The sequence below is a fragment of the Acinetobacter sp. SCLZS86 genome (genome assembly GCF_021560715.1).
GTDB classification, from domain to species: domain Bacteria; phylum Pseudomonadota; class Gammaproteobacteria; order Pseudomonadales; family Moraxellaceae; genus Acinetobacter; species Acinetobacter towneri_A.
The window spans coordinates 2234874-2251660 of sequence record NZ_CP090864.1 but is presented as its reverse complement, the minus strand read 5'-3'; the positions used below and the strand labels follow the sequence as shown (position 1 = coordinate 2251660).

The following is a 16787-nucleotide window of genomic DNA, read 5'->3' as shown; positions in this document are numbered from 1 at the left end:
ATGAAAAAAACAATTTTAGTTGCATCTATTTTAAGTACAGCTTTTTCATTCAATTCTGCTCAAGCGATGCAGGCTTTAAATGATGATCAGTTATCTCATGTACAAGGTCAGGCACTTTTGAACCTGATGACTGCGACAGATCAATCGCAAGGGTTAAATTTTTATAAACTAAGTGTTGATGCACTCATGGAGCTTAATGCCAACATTAAAACGCTACAACTTGGTTGTGGCGGTGTAAATAACGCGATTGGTGGTAAAGCGGGATGTGATATTGATATTTCTAATATTTCGTTAAGTGGTTTGAATGAATCCTATGATTCAACAGGTAACCCAAAGTTTAATGGTGAACGTGCGGGTACCAGTGCACAAATTACCAATCCATTTATTGAATTTGCGATTAGTGGAAATAGTGCGTCAACACGTGAAGTGGTTGGTTTTCGCTTAGGTGCTGAAGAAATTTTAGGTCTACTGACTTTGGGTACAGATAACGTGCAAAACCCAAATGACGGGATTAAAAGTTTCAGTGGTTATATGAAAATGGCACAAACGCAAGGGAATTCATTTACTGAGCAAGCGATATTTGGTATGACCGATGATGAAATTATTTCTGGTCGTTTAAAAGCTTTGGGGCAAACAAGACAGTTTGATAGTAAGCCATTTACAAATGGTGTTAGAACAGAAGGGCATACCGGGATTACAGTTCCTTCTATGAAAGTAGATTTTACTATGCCAGAAACGGTGGTTACAGGTCAACGTATGACTGCTGCCAAAGTGAGTGGTATTCGCTCATCTATTCCTTCTATTCCTTTAGCTGTTGCAGAGCCGGGTAAGAGTTTACCGGGTAGTGTTCAAGGAACTCCTGATTTCTCTCAAGACCAGCTTTATGTAGAATTCCCTGCTTTATTATTTGGTTCTCTTGGGACACACTCATTCTTTAAAATGGCAGCAGGCTCGAGTTTGGATGAACTTAATATGGATATTACTTTTGTTCAAGCTTTGAATATGATTCACAATATTCCACTCAATGGCACAGGAGGGTATTTATCTCTGCAAAGTAAACCTGTGCATTGGCAAGGAGCCGATCAGGGTGATGTTGCTCAACAAGGGTGGTGGATGTCTTTTAAAGAACCTATACAACTGGGATATTTAGCAACAACAGATAAGGTTGATATTTCTGCGGTATTACCACAAGTAGCTACAGCGATTAGTGACTATTTGCTCAATAAATCCGAACCAATTGATGTTGGTGCTTTTGAGGCTTTAGGTTCTTTGGCTGGCGTAGCAGTTGAAAAAAAATTGAATATTAATGTAGGTCAATTTACGAATTATGCAACAGGAAATCCAGCTACGATTACATTAAAGGATAAGCTTTTAAATAACCAAAATGTTACCCCTAACTGTTATGGTGGTATGAAATTCTGCTAATCCCAAATGAAAAAAATCCCGCAACTTGTGCGGGATTTTTTATACTCAGTGTTCAATCTTATTTGGCAATTTTGATGAGTAATTCTTCTTTCGTAAGGTTGCTAGATTCAGCATCACGACGACCTTTATATTCAAAAGTACCTGCATCTAAACCTTTCTCACCAATCACAATACGGTGCGGAATACCTGTAAGCTCAAGGTCAGAGAATTTCACCCCAGGACGTTCATTACGATCATCCAGTAATACATCATAACCCGCAGCTTGAAGTTCAGCATAAAGTGCTTCTGCTGCTTCTAATGTGCGAGGTGATTTATGTGCGTTCATTGGTACAATCGCAATTTCAAATGGTGCGATGGCTGCAGGCCAAATAATCCCTTTATCATCAAAATTTTGTTCAATGGCAGAGGCAACGACACGTGTTACTCCAATCCCATAGCATCCCATGGTAACAGTAAACGGTTTGCCATCTTCACCTAATACTTTGCAGCCCAACGCTTCTGAGTATTTAGTACCAAGCTGGAAGATATGACCGACTTCAATACCGCGTTTAATTTGTAGAGTTCCTTTGCCATCTGGAGATGGATCGCCCTCAACGACGTTACGTAAATCGTAAACTTCAGTATATTGTGCATCGCGTTCCCAGTTCACACCTGTTGCGTGTTGATCAACTTGGTTTGCACCTGCAACGAAGTCAGACAATATCGATGCAGCACGGTCTACAATCACTGTTATGCCTTTTTCAACCAAACCTTGTGGACCAACAAAGCCAGCAGTTAAACCTAAAGCTGCAATTTGTGCATCGGTTGCAAAAGTAAGTGGTGCAGCAATCTGTGGATGCTTTTCTGCTTTAATTTCGTTGAGTTCATGGTCACCGCGCAGGAATAATGCAATCACAGGCACTTGACCTGTTTCATCTGCAACACCTTGAACCAAGAGCGCTTTGACTGATTGGTTACTATTTGTGCCTAAAAATGCAGAAACTTCCGCAATGGTTTTTTGGTTTGGTGTATCCACAATGTTGAGTTCTTGGGTTGCAGCAGCACGTTCACCCACCAAAATAGCTTCAGCCATTTCAATATTGGCTGCATAATCAGATTCGGTAGAGAAGGCGATATCATCTTCACCACTTGAAGCCAGAACGTGGAATTCATGTGAACCAGAACCACCAATAGAACCTGTATCTGCCTGAACTGGGCGGAAGTCTAAGCCTAAGCGCGAGAAAATACGGCAGTAGGTGTCGTACATTACATCATAGGTTTCTTGTAAAGAGGCTTGATCGGTATGGAAAGAATAAGCATCTTTCATAATAAATTCGCGTGAACGCATTACCCCAAAACGTGGGCGAATTTCGTCACGGAATTTGGTTTGAATTTGATAGAAGTTGATTGGCAATTGCTTATAACTTTTTAATTCGTTACGTGCCAAATCGGTAATGACTTCTTCATGTGTTGGACCGAGTACAAAAGGATTGTCGTGACGGTCATTAAAGCGCAGTAATTCAGGACCGTATTGCACATAACGACCTGATTCTTCCCAAAGTGAAGCAGGCTGAGTGACAGGCATAAAGGTTTCTAAAGCACCTGCGCGGTTCATTTCTTCACGAACAATGGCTTCAACTTTATTTAGCACACGCACACCCATTGGCAGCCAAGTATATAAACCTGAAGCCAATTTACGAATCATACCCGCACGTAACATCAGCTGGTGAGAAATCACCTCGGCATCGTTTGGGGTTTCTCTTAACGTAGCAAATAAAAAGCGACTCGCGCGCATGGAAACTGTCCTAAAAAGTGAAGCGTTAAATGGAGTTTTTTCAAAGCCAGATTATACAATAAAAATCGGGCTAAACTTGCGTTAAAATTTAGCCCGAACGATTGTGTGACTTTGCGTGAGATTTTAAGAAATCAGTTTACGCGTTTGGCGTAACATAAAATTCTTAAAATCATCTAAGTAAGTGAAAATGACAGGTACGACCACCAATGTGAGTAGGGTGGATGTAATTACACCGCCAATGACTGCGTGTGCCATAGGCGCACTTTGTTCGCCGCCTTCACCCAAGCCAAGTGCGAGTGGCACCATCCCCATCACCATTGCACTGGTGGTCATTAAAATAGGGCGTAAACGGGTTTTCCCTGCAGCTATAATTGCATCATAACGTGAATCGCCCTGATCCATGGCTTTTTTAATAAAATCAATTAGTAAAATCGCATTTTTGGTGACCAATCCCATCAGCATAATAATACCGATAATAGAAAACAGGTTCATGGTCGAGTTAAAAATAAACAGTGCCAAGAATACTCCAATCAACGATAAAGGTAGGGAAGCCATAATTGCTGCGGGGTGAATGAAACTGTTGAATTGCGAACCTAAAACAATATAAATAAACACAATAGACAGGGTAATTGCAGTCAGTGCATAACCTGCAGATTCAGCCATGTCAGCATTGGCGCCTTGAGTGTCGAAGCTATAACCTGCGGGTAATTTAAAGTTATCCTGAATTTTTTGAATGTCGGCACCAATGTCACCTGCAGGACGTCCAGCAGTGTTAGCTTCGACCAAAACTTCACGGGCCAAATCACGGCGGTTGATTTGCGCTGCACCTAAACTTTCTTCAAACTTCGCCACACTTGCTAGAGGCACTAAAATATTTTGTCCATTGGCATCGGTTTTTTGTGAAGTTAAATACATATTTTGCACATCGCTCGGCAAGCTACGATGGTTTTCTGTAAGGCGAACATTGACATCGTAGGTTTCGCCACGTTCATCTTGCCAAGTGGTGACATCATCCCCCGCAATCAGTGGGCGGATAATATTGGCAATTTGATTTACCGATAGCCCTAAATCGCTGGCAAGGACACGGTTAATATGAACAGCTAATGTAGGTTTAGGAGCTTTTAGCGAGCTTTCTAAATCGACAATACCATTCACCTGAGCAATTTCGGTCATAAAGCGGTCAGAGATTTTTTGTAATTCTGCTAAATCAGGGCCTTTAATAGACACCATCACAGGTTTTTGCCCACCAGAAACCGTTTCATCGGCAGATGCGACAGAGGTGATGGTGATGCCTGCAATACTTTGTAGACGCTGGCGGAATTCATTATTGAGCTCAGTCAGCGTTTGTTGACGTTCATTACGCGGGCTGACAGTTACACGCAAGTTAACATGATTTTTCCCGCGATCTGTCACGCTGTTAATTGCCCCGTAAGTCGCACGTACTTCAGGGTGTTGACGAATGATTTGATCTACTTGTTTTAATTTTGCTTGTGAATATTCAAGTGAGGCATCCACAGGTGTTTCAAATTTAATCCGAATTTCACCTTTGTCAGGTACAGGTACAAATTCTGTGCCAATCAGTTTAGATAATCCGAGTGCGGCAAATAATGAAGCTACGGCAATCAATAAGGTAATAACGCGAAATCGTAGCGCTAATTTTAAAAGTTTTTCATAATGATGACTTAAATTGTCGAGTTTGTTGGAAATCCAGTTTAAGAAACGTTTTACCCGTCCAGGTTGTTTATTGGGATTGGGTTTTTCTGCCCAATGTGCAGACAGCATTGGGTCTAGGGTAAAACTGACAAACATGGAAATCAGTACTGCAGTACTGACGGTTACACCAAATTGATAAAAAAAGCGTCCGATAATCCCGCCCATAAATGCCACGGGTAAAAATACCGCAACAATGGTTAAGGTGGTGGCTAAAACCGCCAAGCCAATTTCTTTGGTGCCATCCAAAGCAGCCGTGACGTGGTCTTTGCCCATATCTGCATGACGCACGATATTTTCACGAACAACAATTGCATCATCAATCAATAAGCCAATACTGAGCGAGAGCGCCAGTAAGGTCATCATGTTGATGGTAAAGCCAAATGCCCAAATAAAGGTGAGTGTACCGAGTAGGGCGATGGGCAGGGTCAATCCTGTAATGGCGGTAGAACGGAATGAACCAAGAAACAATAGTACAATCAGGACGGCTAGAATCGCACCCTCAATAATGGTGCGGGCTACATCTCGGATACTGCCTCGAATCCCTTTAGAAGAATCCGCCACGACTTTTGCAGTCATGCCTGCAGGCAGTTGGGTTTGAATACGTTCCAAGGTTTTGTAGGTGTTATCTACCACTTCAATGATATTAGAGTCTGAGCTACGCAAGATATCGACAGCAACCGCAGTTTGCCCATTTAGAAACGCGCTGGTTTCTAGCTCTGCCTGAGTGTCTTGAATTGTTGCCACCTGTTTTAAAAAGATTGGCGCACCATTTTTATTGGCAATAATTAAATCGCCAAAAGCCAGAGGGTGAATGACTTTGGATTGAATTTCGACCACCAATTCACTATTGGCTTGTTTGAGTGTACCGCCTGGCACTTCAATATTTTCAGCTTTGAGGGTATTGATCACCTGATCCACACCTAAGCCAAAACTCATTAATTTTTGTGGATCGACCTCAATTCGAATTTGTCGCTGTGCATCCCCCAATAAATTGACAGTTCCGACGCCAGACACAGTACGCAGTTGTGGTACAACCTGTTGATCTAAATAGGAGCTTAGATCTCGCAAGGACATTTGTGAGGATTCAAACACAATCGACATAACCGCATTGGCAGTGGGGTCGTAGCGCTCCACTACAGGGTCTTGAATTTCATCTCGAAAACCTGCACTGACTGAAGAAATTTTATCGCGTACATCTTGTGCCGCCACTGCCGAAGGAACATCTAAATTAAATTCGGCTATAATGGTAGATAACCCTTCACTGGATTGTGAAACCAGTTGTTTTAGTCCAGAAATGGTGTTGATCTGATCTTCCATTTTTTTGGTGATTTCAGACTCAACTGTTTCAGGTGATGCACCCGGATAGCTGGTATAAACCACTACAAATGGAAAATCGACGTCAGGAAATTCTTCCACGCCCATACGTTGCCATGACGCCAAGCCAAGTACCATCAGACAAAACATCATCATGATGGTAAAAACGGGATACTTGACGCTAACTCGGGTAAACCACATAACAACGATCCTGATTTTTTATTTATTGGACATCTGCACTACTGCATTGAGATGAAATTCAATTTATTGAGGGTTATTCTGAATGATCACCTGCTGCTGGATTTGATCGGGGGTAAACACCACTCGACTCACTAGATCATTGTTCTGTAAGCCTTGAATCACAGCAGAATTATCACTGTAGCGTTGTTCTAAAACTGTAATATCGACACGGGCAATTTTACGATCTCGAATCACCCAAACATAAGGTTTGTTTTGGATATCGTGAATGGTATTGAGTGGAATGATCTGTCCTGAAATTGTCGTGTTCGCTAAAATATAACCATCCACAAATGCCCCAATACTTAAAGAAGGAAGACGCTCAAGCGGGGTCGCAAAAAACTCAATTTGACGACTGGCTAAATCTGCAACAGGGGAAACGCGACTAATTTGTGCATTAAATATGTTTGCTTGACCTTGAAGTTGATATTCAATTTTTTGACCAATTTTGAGTGCAGCTTGTAATTCGCTTGGTAATTTTGCTTGAATTTCTAATTGCTTCGGATCGACGATTTCAAATAAGGTTTGTCCTGCAGCTACTGTTTGCCCAGGCTCAACCTGACGTTGTGTAATGACACCATGAATAGGGCTGGTAATTGTGCCATCTTGATCGGCTTTTAAAGCGATATCAACATTGGCTTGTTGCGCGCGTACACTTTCCATTTGTGCACGGTAATCTAGCTGACTTTGCTCATATTCCACTTGCGAAATAAAACCCTGATCGAGCAAACGCTTTTTTCGTTGCATCATGTTTCGGGCTTGGTTGGCTTGTGCTTGCGTTGCAGCTAAATTGGCGCGAGCTTGAGCCAAACGTGCAGCATTATCCTGATTATTCAAGCGCAGCAAGGTTTGACCACGTTGTACGCTATCGCCCACTTTGACATAGACTGAAGTTGCTGTGGCAGTCACTTGTGCTTGAATACTGCTTTGATTGACTGCACGTACTGTGCCTGTAAAGGCAGTTTTATTAATGGCACTGCCTTGTTGGGGTGACACTAAATCTTGCTGAATAAGTTCAATTTTTTCTGATACTATTGTTTTATTTTCAGTTTCTGGTTTTTGGCAGGCACTCAGTAAAATACATAATCCGATAGTACCAATACGAAAAATAGGTAAATACTGCCGATGAAACCTAACGGCGATACGCTGTGCAATGTGCATGCATATTTGTCCTTAATGATTGCCAAAATGGCAAGCTAATTCAAATCAATTATTCAAGTGCTTTCAAGCGAGTAATAATTTTGTCGTATTCAGCTTGAGTATTTCGATAGCTTGTTTGTAAAGATTGAATCATATTTTTTTTAAGCTCGATGTTTTTTAAGTTATTGTCCAAATTGTTTTTTATTTGCGCAGGCACAGGTTTGACCTTGCGTAGATACTCCATTTCTTGACGTTTAAAAGTAATACGGTCATTTTGCAGCTGCTTGAGTTGTTCTTGTTGGAAAATAATTTGCTTTTTAATATGTGCTAAAGCGTTATTGCGTTTAATGATCGCAGTTTGACTATTGGTATAAGCGTTTTTTAAACGCTGATCAGATTCCATCTGATGCGCTTGAGCAGCACGCTGTGGAGCTTTTTTAATATCCGCTTCGGTGTTGTATGGACGTGCGCGCTGAATCACTTGCATGTTACGGTCTAATGCTTCATAGCCATGACGAATATGATTAGGTGTCACATTGCTACTAATATTTGCAACGCCATGTTGATCATAATAGCGATACCACACCGCTTTGTTCTGGCTATCAGCCATGAGTGGGGTAGAGGGTAATAGCAGTAAAGTAAGCATGCCCAATTTAAGTGACTGCTTATTTTGTTTTAATTTGACAGCGAGTGATTTTGCAAAAAAAGTGCTCACGTTGTCCCCCACAATAAAGTTGACTAAATTACTTAAATTACACGTAATAATAGTGTTATATTAGATCAAAATTAGGAATTAAAAAAATACAACCGATAAAAAAATATCAATGGTCACACGAAAGTGTGAGCGGTTTGGTGATAATGGTGTAAAAGTGTAGCTTTACACTAAATATGTTCATTGAAACTACAAGTAAAGATATGTTAAAAATACCATCAATGTGTAAAATTTTTCTAATCAGTTGCTTGTACAAACAAAAATGGGAAGGGTCATTGAATGGACGATAAATTCCAAAATCTAAAAGTCATGGTGATTGATGATTCAAAAACCATTCGCCGTACAGCTGAAACACTTTTGCAACGTGAAGGTTGTGAAGTGATTACCGCAGTTGATGGATTTGAGGCTTTATCCAAAATTGCGGAATCAAATCCAGATATCGTATTCGTAGATATTATGATGCCACGCCTTGATGGTTACCAAACGTGTGCCTTAATTAAAAACTCGCAAAACTACCAAAACATTCCTGTGATTATGCTATCTAGTAAAGATGGTTTATTTGATCAAGCCAAAGGACGTGTTGTGGGTTCTGATGAGTATCTGACTAAACCATTTAGTAAAGATGAGTTATTAAACGCCATTCGTAACCACGTGACAGCATAATTATTAGTTAGTTAAATAGATTTATTGGGGAAAATAATGGCTCGTATTCTTATTGTAGATGATTCACCTACAGAAACATTCCGCTTTAGAGAAATCTTGACCAAGCGTGGGTTTGATGTCATTGAAGCAACGAATGGGGCAGATGGCGTGACCATGGCCCAAGCTGAATTACCAGATTTAATATTAATGGATGTAGTTATGCCAGGCGTGAACGGCTTTCAGGCAACACGTCAAATTTCGCGTGGTGATACTACTAAACATATTCCAATTGTAATTGTGAGTACCAAAGATCAGGCCACCGATCGTGTTTGGGGAAAACGCCAAGGTGCAAGCGATTACTTAACTAAGCCTGTTGACGAAAAACAATTAATTGATGTGATTAATCAACACCTTAATGCAGGATAAGTTATGGCTGCAAATGGTTTTATTGAATTACTTCGGCTATCTAAACGTGGAAACAAAAACTACGTTAGTACCGAAAATGAGGTAAACCGCTGGTCTGGTATTGCTTTTGAAATGATGGGGCAATATTTCGTTGCTCCATTAGGAGAAGTTTCTGAGGTAATTTATCCACCGAAATACACGCCAGTACCTAATACCCAGCCTTGGGTAGTGGGTCTAGCGAATATTCGAGGAAGATTACTTTCAGTTTCAGATTTGGCACATTATGTTTCTGGGCAAAGTAGCCAATATTCACCTACTCAAAAGGTAATGTGTATTAGTCATAATGACCATTATGTCGGTTTAGTTGTAGATCAAGTTTTGGGTATACAGCACTTTAATAAGAAAAGTTTCTTTTCTAAACACAATGATTTAGATAGTAATTTACAAGAATATTGTCAGGGGTATTTTCACCAACATAACCAACAATGGCATGTTTTCTTATTGAGTCGTTTATTGCAAAACCCAAAATACATGAACGCATCTATAAAATTTATAAATTAACTGTCGCGCACCTAAAAATGAAGGCGTCAATCGGGGAGAAGCTGCATGGGCTTTAAACTTAAAAAGAAAAATTCAGGCGAAGAAACCGTCCGTAAAGCAAGTGGTCCAGGTTTTTTTGCAAAACTACAGGCGCGAACAGAAGAGTTTGCGAGTGTATTTGGCGAAACAGAAAAATCTAAGCCACTTATTTTAGGTGCAGCTTTTTGTATCCTCTTATCGCTTTTCCTGTTGCTATACCTTTTTTATAGTGTGCCGCGTAATAACGACTTTACCCGTAGTTTGGGTGAATTACGTCTGTTATCACAAACCATTTCACGTCAAGCAACTGAAGCCACGGCATCAGGTACACCTGAATCGATTAAAAACTTAACAGATTCACAAAAAGCCTTTGCTGCTAATTTAGAAACAGTGAAAGACATTCATGCAAATACAGATACCTTGCGCGAAGTAGAAACACAGTGGAAATCGGTTTCTGAAAATATTGATTTGATTGCTTCACAACAAAAAATTATTAACCAGCTTTATGACACGAGCATTGCAATTGGTGAAACCATTCCAGGTATTCAGGCGGAATATAATTTGATGGTTGACCAAATGGCACGTCAAGACATGCCAAGTAGCCAAGTGGTTATTGCCAAGAACCAAGTATTCATTGCAGAGCGTATTTTACGTTCAATCAGTTCTGTATTGACAGGTACAGACAGTTCTCGTGAATCTGCAGATGACTTTAGTGCCGATACAGAAACGTTTGGTGCTTACTTAGCAGCGCAGTTAAATGGTAGTGCAGAACTGGGCGTACAGCGTATTACTCAAGAAGATTTACGTAGTTCATTAGAAGGCATTCAAGCAGAATATGAAGATGTATTGAAATCTGCGGCTGCAACGGTTTTAAGTAACTCATCACAAATTGTAAAAGTACGTCAGGCATCATCTTCTATTTTTGACCAGTCAGATAAACTTTTAACCAATTTAAATAAATTGTCTGGCAGTTCAGGTTGGTCGATTGCGATTCCTGCAATTGGATTGATTGCAGCATTACTTGCATTCTTGTTCTGTGTATTCAAACTCTTGAACTTACGTGGTGAAGCCGATAAAGCTCGCGTGGTTCGTCTACAAGATGAATATGACCGTAACCAAAACGCGATTTTACGTTTACTTGATGAGATTGCTGACCTTGCGGACGGTGACCTACGTTCTTATGCAACAGTATCGGAAGACTTCACCGGTGCTATTGCCGACTCGATTAACTTCGCGATTGACCAATTACGTGACCTGGTATCTCGTATTCACGAAACATCGCACGAAGTTGCACAATATACGGCAACCACACAGAACATTACGAACCAGCTTGCAGAAGCATCTGAGCATCAGGCGCAAGAAATTGCAGGTGCATCTGCCGCTATTAACGAAATGGCCATGTCAATTGACCAAGTATCTGCCAACGCCGAAGAATCAGCAGCGGTAGCAGAACGATCAGTACATATTGCATCGAATGGTGCAGATGTTGTAAACCGTTCAATCGAAGGTATGGATATTATTCGTGAGCAGATTCAAGAAACCTCAAAGCGTATTAAGCGTTTGGGTGAATCTTCACAAGAGATTGGTAACATTGTTGCCTTGATTAATGATATTGCTGACCAAACGAACATTTTGGCATTAAACGCAGCAATTCAGGCATCTATGGCGGGTGAAGCTGGTCGAGGTTTCGCAGTCGTAGCCGACGAGGTACAGCGTCTAGCGGAACGTTCAGCATCGGCAACTAAGCAGATTGAGACACTGGTAAAAACCATTCAGACCGATACCAACGAAGCCGTAATTTCGATGGAACAAACCACATCTGAAGTTGTACGTGGTGCGAACTTATCTAAGGATGCGGGTGTTGCACTGGATGAAATTCAAACGGTATCGAGCAACCTTGCGAAATTGATTTCTAACATTTCGGATGCTGCAAAACTTCAGTCGGCTTCTGCTGGTCACATTGCAACCACGATGAACGTTGTACAGGAAATTACCTCACAAACGACCAGTGCAACTTTTGATACTGCACGTTCGGTATCTGAGTTAGCCAACATGGCAGAATCGTTACGTGAATCTGTAACTGACTTTAAACTACCTGAATAAGCGGGATTCCAGCTTGGGGAAAGGTGTACCTATACACAGTTATGGGTACACCATCATTCAGAGATAAAGCATCGCAAAGATGAACTTAACTTTTGGGTTAGGGGCATTCAGGATGGTTACAATTAAGTTGAAGTACCTTTTGGTGCTGAAAACGTAAGAAGCCTTAGCTATGAAAGAAATATTAAAAAATTTAGTCGAAACAATGACGCTTCCTGAAGATAGTTATCTTGAGCAAGATGCAGAAATTCTTGAAATTTTTGTCGAAGAAATTGAAGAAATCTTCGAAGAGTTAAATCCATTATTTACAACATGGTTTGCTAACCCAACAGATCAAGAAACTTTAGTGACTATTCGTCGTCACTTTCACACTTTAAAAGGCTCGGGTCGCATGGTGGGTGCGAAGTCTGCGGGCGAATTGGCATGGACGGTTGAAGATACTTTAAACCGTGTGCTTTCGGGTGCGGTAACACTCAATACTGATATTCAACAATACGCAAAAACTGTTTTCAATCTTTATCAATACAAGCTTTATCCAATTTTTAAACAAGTCGGTTTAATTGATCTTGATTTACGCCCATTGGTGCTTTTAGGACAACAATTACAACAAAACCAAACTCCTGAACCTGCACTGGAAGAGTTGCTAGTTCTAGCGGATCAACTGACTGCAACTGATATGCCGACAGGACTAGAGTTGGCGGATGCTGCAATTAAAACAGCAGCTGTCGCAGCAGTTGAATCATCTGAGGATGTAATGACTGCTGAAGAAATGCTGCAGACAGAAGTTGCACAAGAAGCGGCTGCTGATGCGAGCCTATTGGCTGAAACTCTGGCTATTTTTGTGGAAGAAGCTGAAGAACATTTAGCGACCATTGATCAGTTCTTGGCGCAAGATCAGATTCACTCACAAGACTATAATGGCTTAATCCGTGCTTTACATACACTGCGCGGCAGTTCATCTATGGCGCAAATTGATCAAGTTTTTCAAGCCAGTTCTAAAGTTGAAAACTTGTTTAAAACATTTGTGCAAGATGAAATTGAATCCACCTCTAAAGAAACTGCGCTGTTGGTGCAATATGCAGAATTTGTCCGTGATTATTTGCATGTACTTCGCCAAGGTTACTGTGATGGTTTAGATGTTATCTATGCAACTTTTAATAAAGCATGGGATAGCTACGGCTTTACCACCAGCGATACAGAAGACTCTAATCCTCAAGGTTTGGTATCGAGACTCATCGAACTGAATATTGATCGTTTACTTGATGCTGAATTTGAATTTGATAAATTGGCGCAAGCGCAATTCCCAAGCTATTTAGAAGAACTCAGCGCACAAGCGCAATTATTGGTAGAGCATACCGATAACCGTGCATCAGTGGGTATCCATCAATTTACTGAAGAACTTAAAGCAGCTTACGACAGTGTTTTAGCCAAGCCAATTTTGCTTAACTCTGAATATGGTTATGAGTTATTTGCACAGGCGCACCAAGAGTTTATTCATTTATTTGATACCTTGGCTGCGGGTCAGCGTGTTACGGTTACTGAAGATATTCAGAAAACCTTAAATGACTTAACTGCATTCGTGCAGCAAGACATTGATGCAATTGCACTTGAAGATGCAGAAACATCGGTGAGCGACAATGCTGTAGAAAGAGCAGTTGTTGCAGAACCTGAAGCGGTGCCTGCTGTAGTTGCTAGCGAAAGTTCGGGCACGGTGAATTTATCGCAATTGTCACAACGTATTGCATCAGATCAACAAAACATGCATGCCGATGATGCCAATAAAGACTTCGATACTGATTTGCTGGATATCTTTTTGGAAGAAGCAGAAGAGCTTTTGGTGGGTATGGATGATGACGTCAATACTTGGTCAAAAGACGCCAGCGATACTTCGGCTTTAAACAACTTAATGCGTTATTTGCACACTTTGAAAGGTGGCGCAAATATGATTTCTGCGACGCATATTGGTTTAATTGCACACAACCTCGAGTCGATTTACGAGCGTATCATTAACAACCAAATTGTTGTTTCACCTGCGTTAATTCAAATTATCCGTTTGGTGCAAGATGATATTGCAGACCGTATTCAGACCATTCGCGATGAGCGTGTGGACTATGCTGCACCAGAGTCAATTGCGATTTTAGGCAACATTGTCAGCTTGGCACAAGGCGATGCAGATGTGTCAGTCACAAGTGCTGTAACCGCTGCGCAGCCTGAACAGGCTGTTGAAGCAGAAGAGGTTGATGCACAGCCTGTGTTGGCGGCAGAAGCCTTGCAAGACATGACTGCAGATTTAGCTGAAGATGACGCAGTTATTGCTGATGAGGCACATCTTGAAGACACCGCTGCTGCGTCATTTGAACCGCTCACAGATACTGCAAGTCATGAAGCAAATGCTGAATCTGAAGATGAGCAATTACATTCAATTGTGGTTGAAACTTTCCGAGAAGAAGCGGAAGAAATTTTGGATGCTGCAGATCAGCGCTTGAAACAATGGTTTGAGCAGCGTAGTGACCGTAGTGTCTTGCTTCAATTACAACGTGCGGCGCACAGCTTAAAAGGCGGTGCACGTATGGCTGAAATTGAGTCTGTTGCGCAAATTGCCTATCAACTGGAAAGTGCCTTTGAACAGTTTGCAGTGCATCAATTTAACTCAAATGTTTATGATGCCTTGCTGCAAACCACATTGGCATGGTTGCGTGATGCAATTTTCAAAGCAGATTACAGCAATTATGACAGCTTAAAATCAAGCTTATCGGCGATGCAGTTTGTAGATGTATCTGCACAATTGCCTGAGCGGTTAACGCATAACGACTTGTTATCACCAAGCCGTAGTTATGAGTTTGTTCAGGGTGATGGTACAGAGCCACCTGCAATGTCGGGTGAGTGGGGCGAAACCACACAGCTGGATAATAGCAATGAGATGATTCGTATCTCTGCCGATTTAGTCGAGAAAATGATTGACTTATCAGGCGAGAACTCGATTAACCGTTCACGTATTGAAATGGAGCTTGGGCAACTGGGCGGTACGTTGAATGAGATGGAATTGGCGATTAAACGTCTTGCCGATCAGTTACGTCGAATGGAAGGCGAGCTAGAATCGCAAATTATTGCCAAACATGGTTCTGAAAACTCACGTTATGCAGACTTTGACCCATTAGAGATGGACCAATATTCATCGTTGAATCAGTTGTCTAAATCTCTGGCAGAATCTGCATCGGACTTGGTGGACTTTAAGAGCACATTGGCTGACAAAATCCGTGATGCCGAAGGTTTGTTATTACAACAATCACGTATTCAGGCCGAAATTCAAGAAAGCTTGATGCGTACACGCCTTGTACCATTCTCGCGTTTATTGCCACGCTTACAACGTATTGTGCGTCAGACTTCATCGACCTTGAACCGTCCGACAGAATTGGTGGTTAATAACACTGAAGGTGAATTAGACCGTACTATTCTAGAACGTTTGGTGACACCTTTTGAACACATGCTGCGTAATGCGGTCGACCACGGTATTGAAGACCCTGCGCAACGTGCTGCTGCTAATAAACCTGAGGTTGGTAAAATTGAACTGAACATCACCCGCCAAGGCACAGATGTTGTGGTGACTTTTGTGGATGATGGTAAAGGTATTGATGATGCCAAGATTAAAGAAAAAGCATTGAGCTTAGGTTTAATCAAATCTGATCAGAATTTAGATAAAAATGAAATTCTGCAATACATTTTCCACCCAGGCTTTACAACAGCACAATCGGTTACACAAATTTCAGGTCGTGGCGTTGGTTTAGACGTGGTACAAAGTGAGATTAAGGCGCTCGGCGGTCACGTTTCTGTAGATTCAACATTAGGTCAAGGCACAACCTTTAGTATTCGTGTACCAACGACGGTTGCGGTATCCGATGCCTTAATGGTTAAAGTTGGTGATCAACAATTTGCTGTACCGTTGGCGCAAATTGACCGTATTGTACGTATTGCACCAACCACTTTGGAATCTTACTTCAATAGCAATGAAGATTTCTTCCAAATTGATAACCAGACCTATAAGTTACGTTACTTATCTGAGTTCGTTGGCAATCAGCCATTACCGCGTTTAAGCCATGTGGGTCATTCATTACCTGTCCTGTTAATTAAAGGCAGTACAGGTCAAACCATTGCCTTGCTGGTCGATCAGTTGATTGGTTCGCGTGGTCAAATTGTTGTGAAACCAATTGGACAACAGTTCTCAAGCATTGGTGCAATTGCAGGCGCAACCATTTTGGGTGATGGTCAAGTTTGTTTGATTTTGGATGGTCAGCACATTGCCCGTCAAATTCTTGCAACGCAACGTACTAAACAAGCCAGCGATCAACGTAATAGCCAACGTCGTGATACGCGCCGCTTAATTATGATTGTGGATGACTCAGTCACCGTACGTAAAGTAACTTCACGTCTGCTTGAGCGTCAAGGTTATGACATCGTGACTGCCAAAGATGGTGTCGATGCCATGGAGCAGCTTGAAAACGTCAAACCTGACTTGATGTTACTGGATATTGAAATGCCACGTATGGATGGTTTTGAGGTGACTAATCTTGTACGCCACCACGACATGCATAGCAATCTGCCGATCATCATGATTACGTCACGTACAGGTGAAAAACACCGTGAACGTGCGTTTAGCTTGGGTGTGACGCATTACATGGGTAAACCGTTCCAAGAGGCAGAATTGCTTGCCAATATTGAACAATTATTAGCAGTCAGTCAGGGGTAAAC

The 16787-nt window shown here is 41.5% G+C and carries 10 protein-coding genes; 6 read left to right on the top strand and 4 right to left on the bottom strand.

Features of this window, described 5'->3' with window-relative positions; all coding sequences use genetic code 11:
• On the top strand, window positions 1–1425 hold the full coding sequence (locus tag LZP46_RS10805; protein WP_236093823.1) for a hypothetical protein: 1425 nt from the start codon (window positions 1–3) through the stop codon (window positions 1423–1425).
• 58 nt (window positions 1426–1483) lie between these two features.
• Here the strand turns inward: LZP46_RS10805 and LZP46_RS10800 are convergent, their stop codons facing one another.
• The 4 genes from LZP46_RS10800 to LZP46_RS10785 form a co-directional block, all read right to left on the bottom strand.
• On the bottom strand, window positions 1484–3199 hold the full coding sequence (locus LZP46_RS10800) for a proline--tRNA ligase (RefSeq protein ID WP_236093822.1): 1716 nt from the start codon (window positions 3197–3199) through the stop codon (window positions 1484–1486).
• 123 nt (window positions 3200–3322) lie between these two features.
• Window positions 3323–6427 (bottom strand): efflux RND transporter permease subunit, encoded by a 3105-nt coding sequence (locus LZP46_RS10795; RefSeq protein WP_236093821.1) that lies wholly within the window; start codon window positions 6425–6427, stop codon window positions 3323–3325.
• Window positions 6428–6490: 63 nt separating this feature from the next.
• A complete protein-coding gene (locus LZP46_RS10790; RefSeq protein WP_236093820.1) occupies window positions 6491–7624 on the bottom strand; it encodes an efflux RND transporter periplasmic adaptor subunit in 1134 nt (377 codons plus the stop codon).
• Window positions 7625–7673: 49 nt separating this feature from the next.
• Window positions 7674–8318, bottom strand: a complete 645-nt coding sequence (locus LZP46_RS10785; RefSeq protein ID WP_236093819.1) for a hypothetical protein — start codon at window positions 8316–8318, stop codon at window positions 7674–7676.
• A 276-nt stretch (window positions 8319–8594) separates the two neighbouring features.
• On the opposite strand from LZP46_RS10785, the gene pilG reads away from it, so the two are divergent.
• From pilG to LZP46_RS10760, 5 genes are all read left to right on the top strand, one after another.
• Entirely contained in the window at window positions 8595–8978 is a 384-nt protein-coding gene (pilG, locus tag LZP46_RS10780) for a twitching motility response regulator PilG (RefSeq protein WP_236093818.1), read from the top strand.
• Between the two features lie 36 nt (window positions 8979–9014).
• Window positions 9015–9383 carry a response regulator gene (locus tag LZP46_RS10775; RefSeq protein WP_019837497.1) on the top strand — a complete coding sequence of 123 codons (369 nt, stop codon included), beginning with the start codon at window positions 9015–9017 and terminating at the stop codon, window positions 9381–9383.
• Window positions 9384–9386: 3 nt separating this feature from the next.
• Window positions 9387–9923: a chemotaxis protein CheW gene (locus tag LZP46_RS10770; RefSeq protein ID WP_019837496.1), complete on the top strand. Its 537-nt coding sequence runs from the start codon at window positions 9387–9389 to the stop codon at window positions 9921–9923.
• A gap of 45 nt (window positions 9924–9968) precedes the next feature.
• Window positions 9969–12044: a methyl-accepting chemotaxis protein gene (locus LZP46_RS10765; protein WP_236093817.1), complete on the top strand. Its 2076-nt coding sequence runs from the start codon at window positions 9969–9971 to the stop codon at window positions 12042–12044.
• 169 nt (window positions 12045–12213) lie between these two features.
• A complete protein-coding gene (locus tag LZP46_RS10760) occupies window positions 12214–16785 on the top strand; it encodes a hybrid sensor histidine kinase/response regulator (RefSeq protein ID WP_236093816.1) in 4572 nt (1523 codons plus the stop codon).
• Window positions 16786–16787: the final 2 nt, after the last annotated feature.

Excerpts from the sequence above, each read along its gene's own strand:
- LZP46_RS10790 (WP_236093820.1), bottom strand. The coding sequence starts at position 7,624 with ATGCACATTGCACAGCGTATCGCCGTTAGGTTTCATCGGCAGTATTTA.
- LZP46_RS10765 (WP_236093817.1), top strand. The coding sequence starts at position 9,969 with ATGGGCTTTAAACTTAAAAAGAAAAATTCAGGCGAAGAAACCGTCCGT.
- LZP46_RS10775 (WP_019837497.1), top strand. The coding sequence starts at position 9,015 with ATGGCTCGTATTCTTATTGTAGATGATTCACCTACAGAAACATTCCGC.
- pilG (WP_236093818.1), top strand. The coding sequence starts at position 8,595 with ATGGACGATAAATTCCAAAATCTAAAAGTCATGGTGATTGATGATTCA.
- LZP46_RS10760 (WP_236093816.1), top strand. The coding sequence starts at position 12,214 with ATGAAAGAAATATTAAAAAATTTAGTCGAAACAATGACGCTTCCTGAA.
- LZP46_RS10770 (WP_019837496.1), top strand. The coding sequence starts at position 9,387 with ATGGCTGCAAATGGTTTTATTGAATTACTTCGGCTATCTAAACGTGGA.
- LZP46_RS10800 (WP_236093822.1), bottom strand. The coding sequence starts at position 3,199 with ATGCGCGCGAGTCGCTTTTTATTTGCTACGTTAAGAGAAACCCCAAAC.
- LZP46_RS10795 (WP_236093821.1), bottom strand. The coding sequence starts at position 6,427 with ATGTGGTTTACCCGAGTTAGCGTCAAGTATCCCGTTTTTACCATCATG.
- LZP46_RS10805 (WP_236093823.1), top strand. The coding sequence starts at position 1 with ATGAAAAAAACAATTTTAGTTGCATCTATTTTAAGTACAGCTTTTTCA.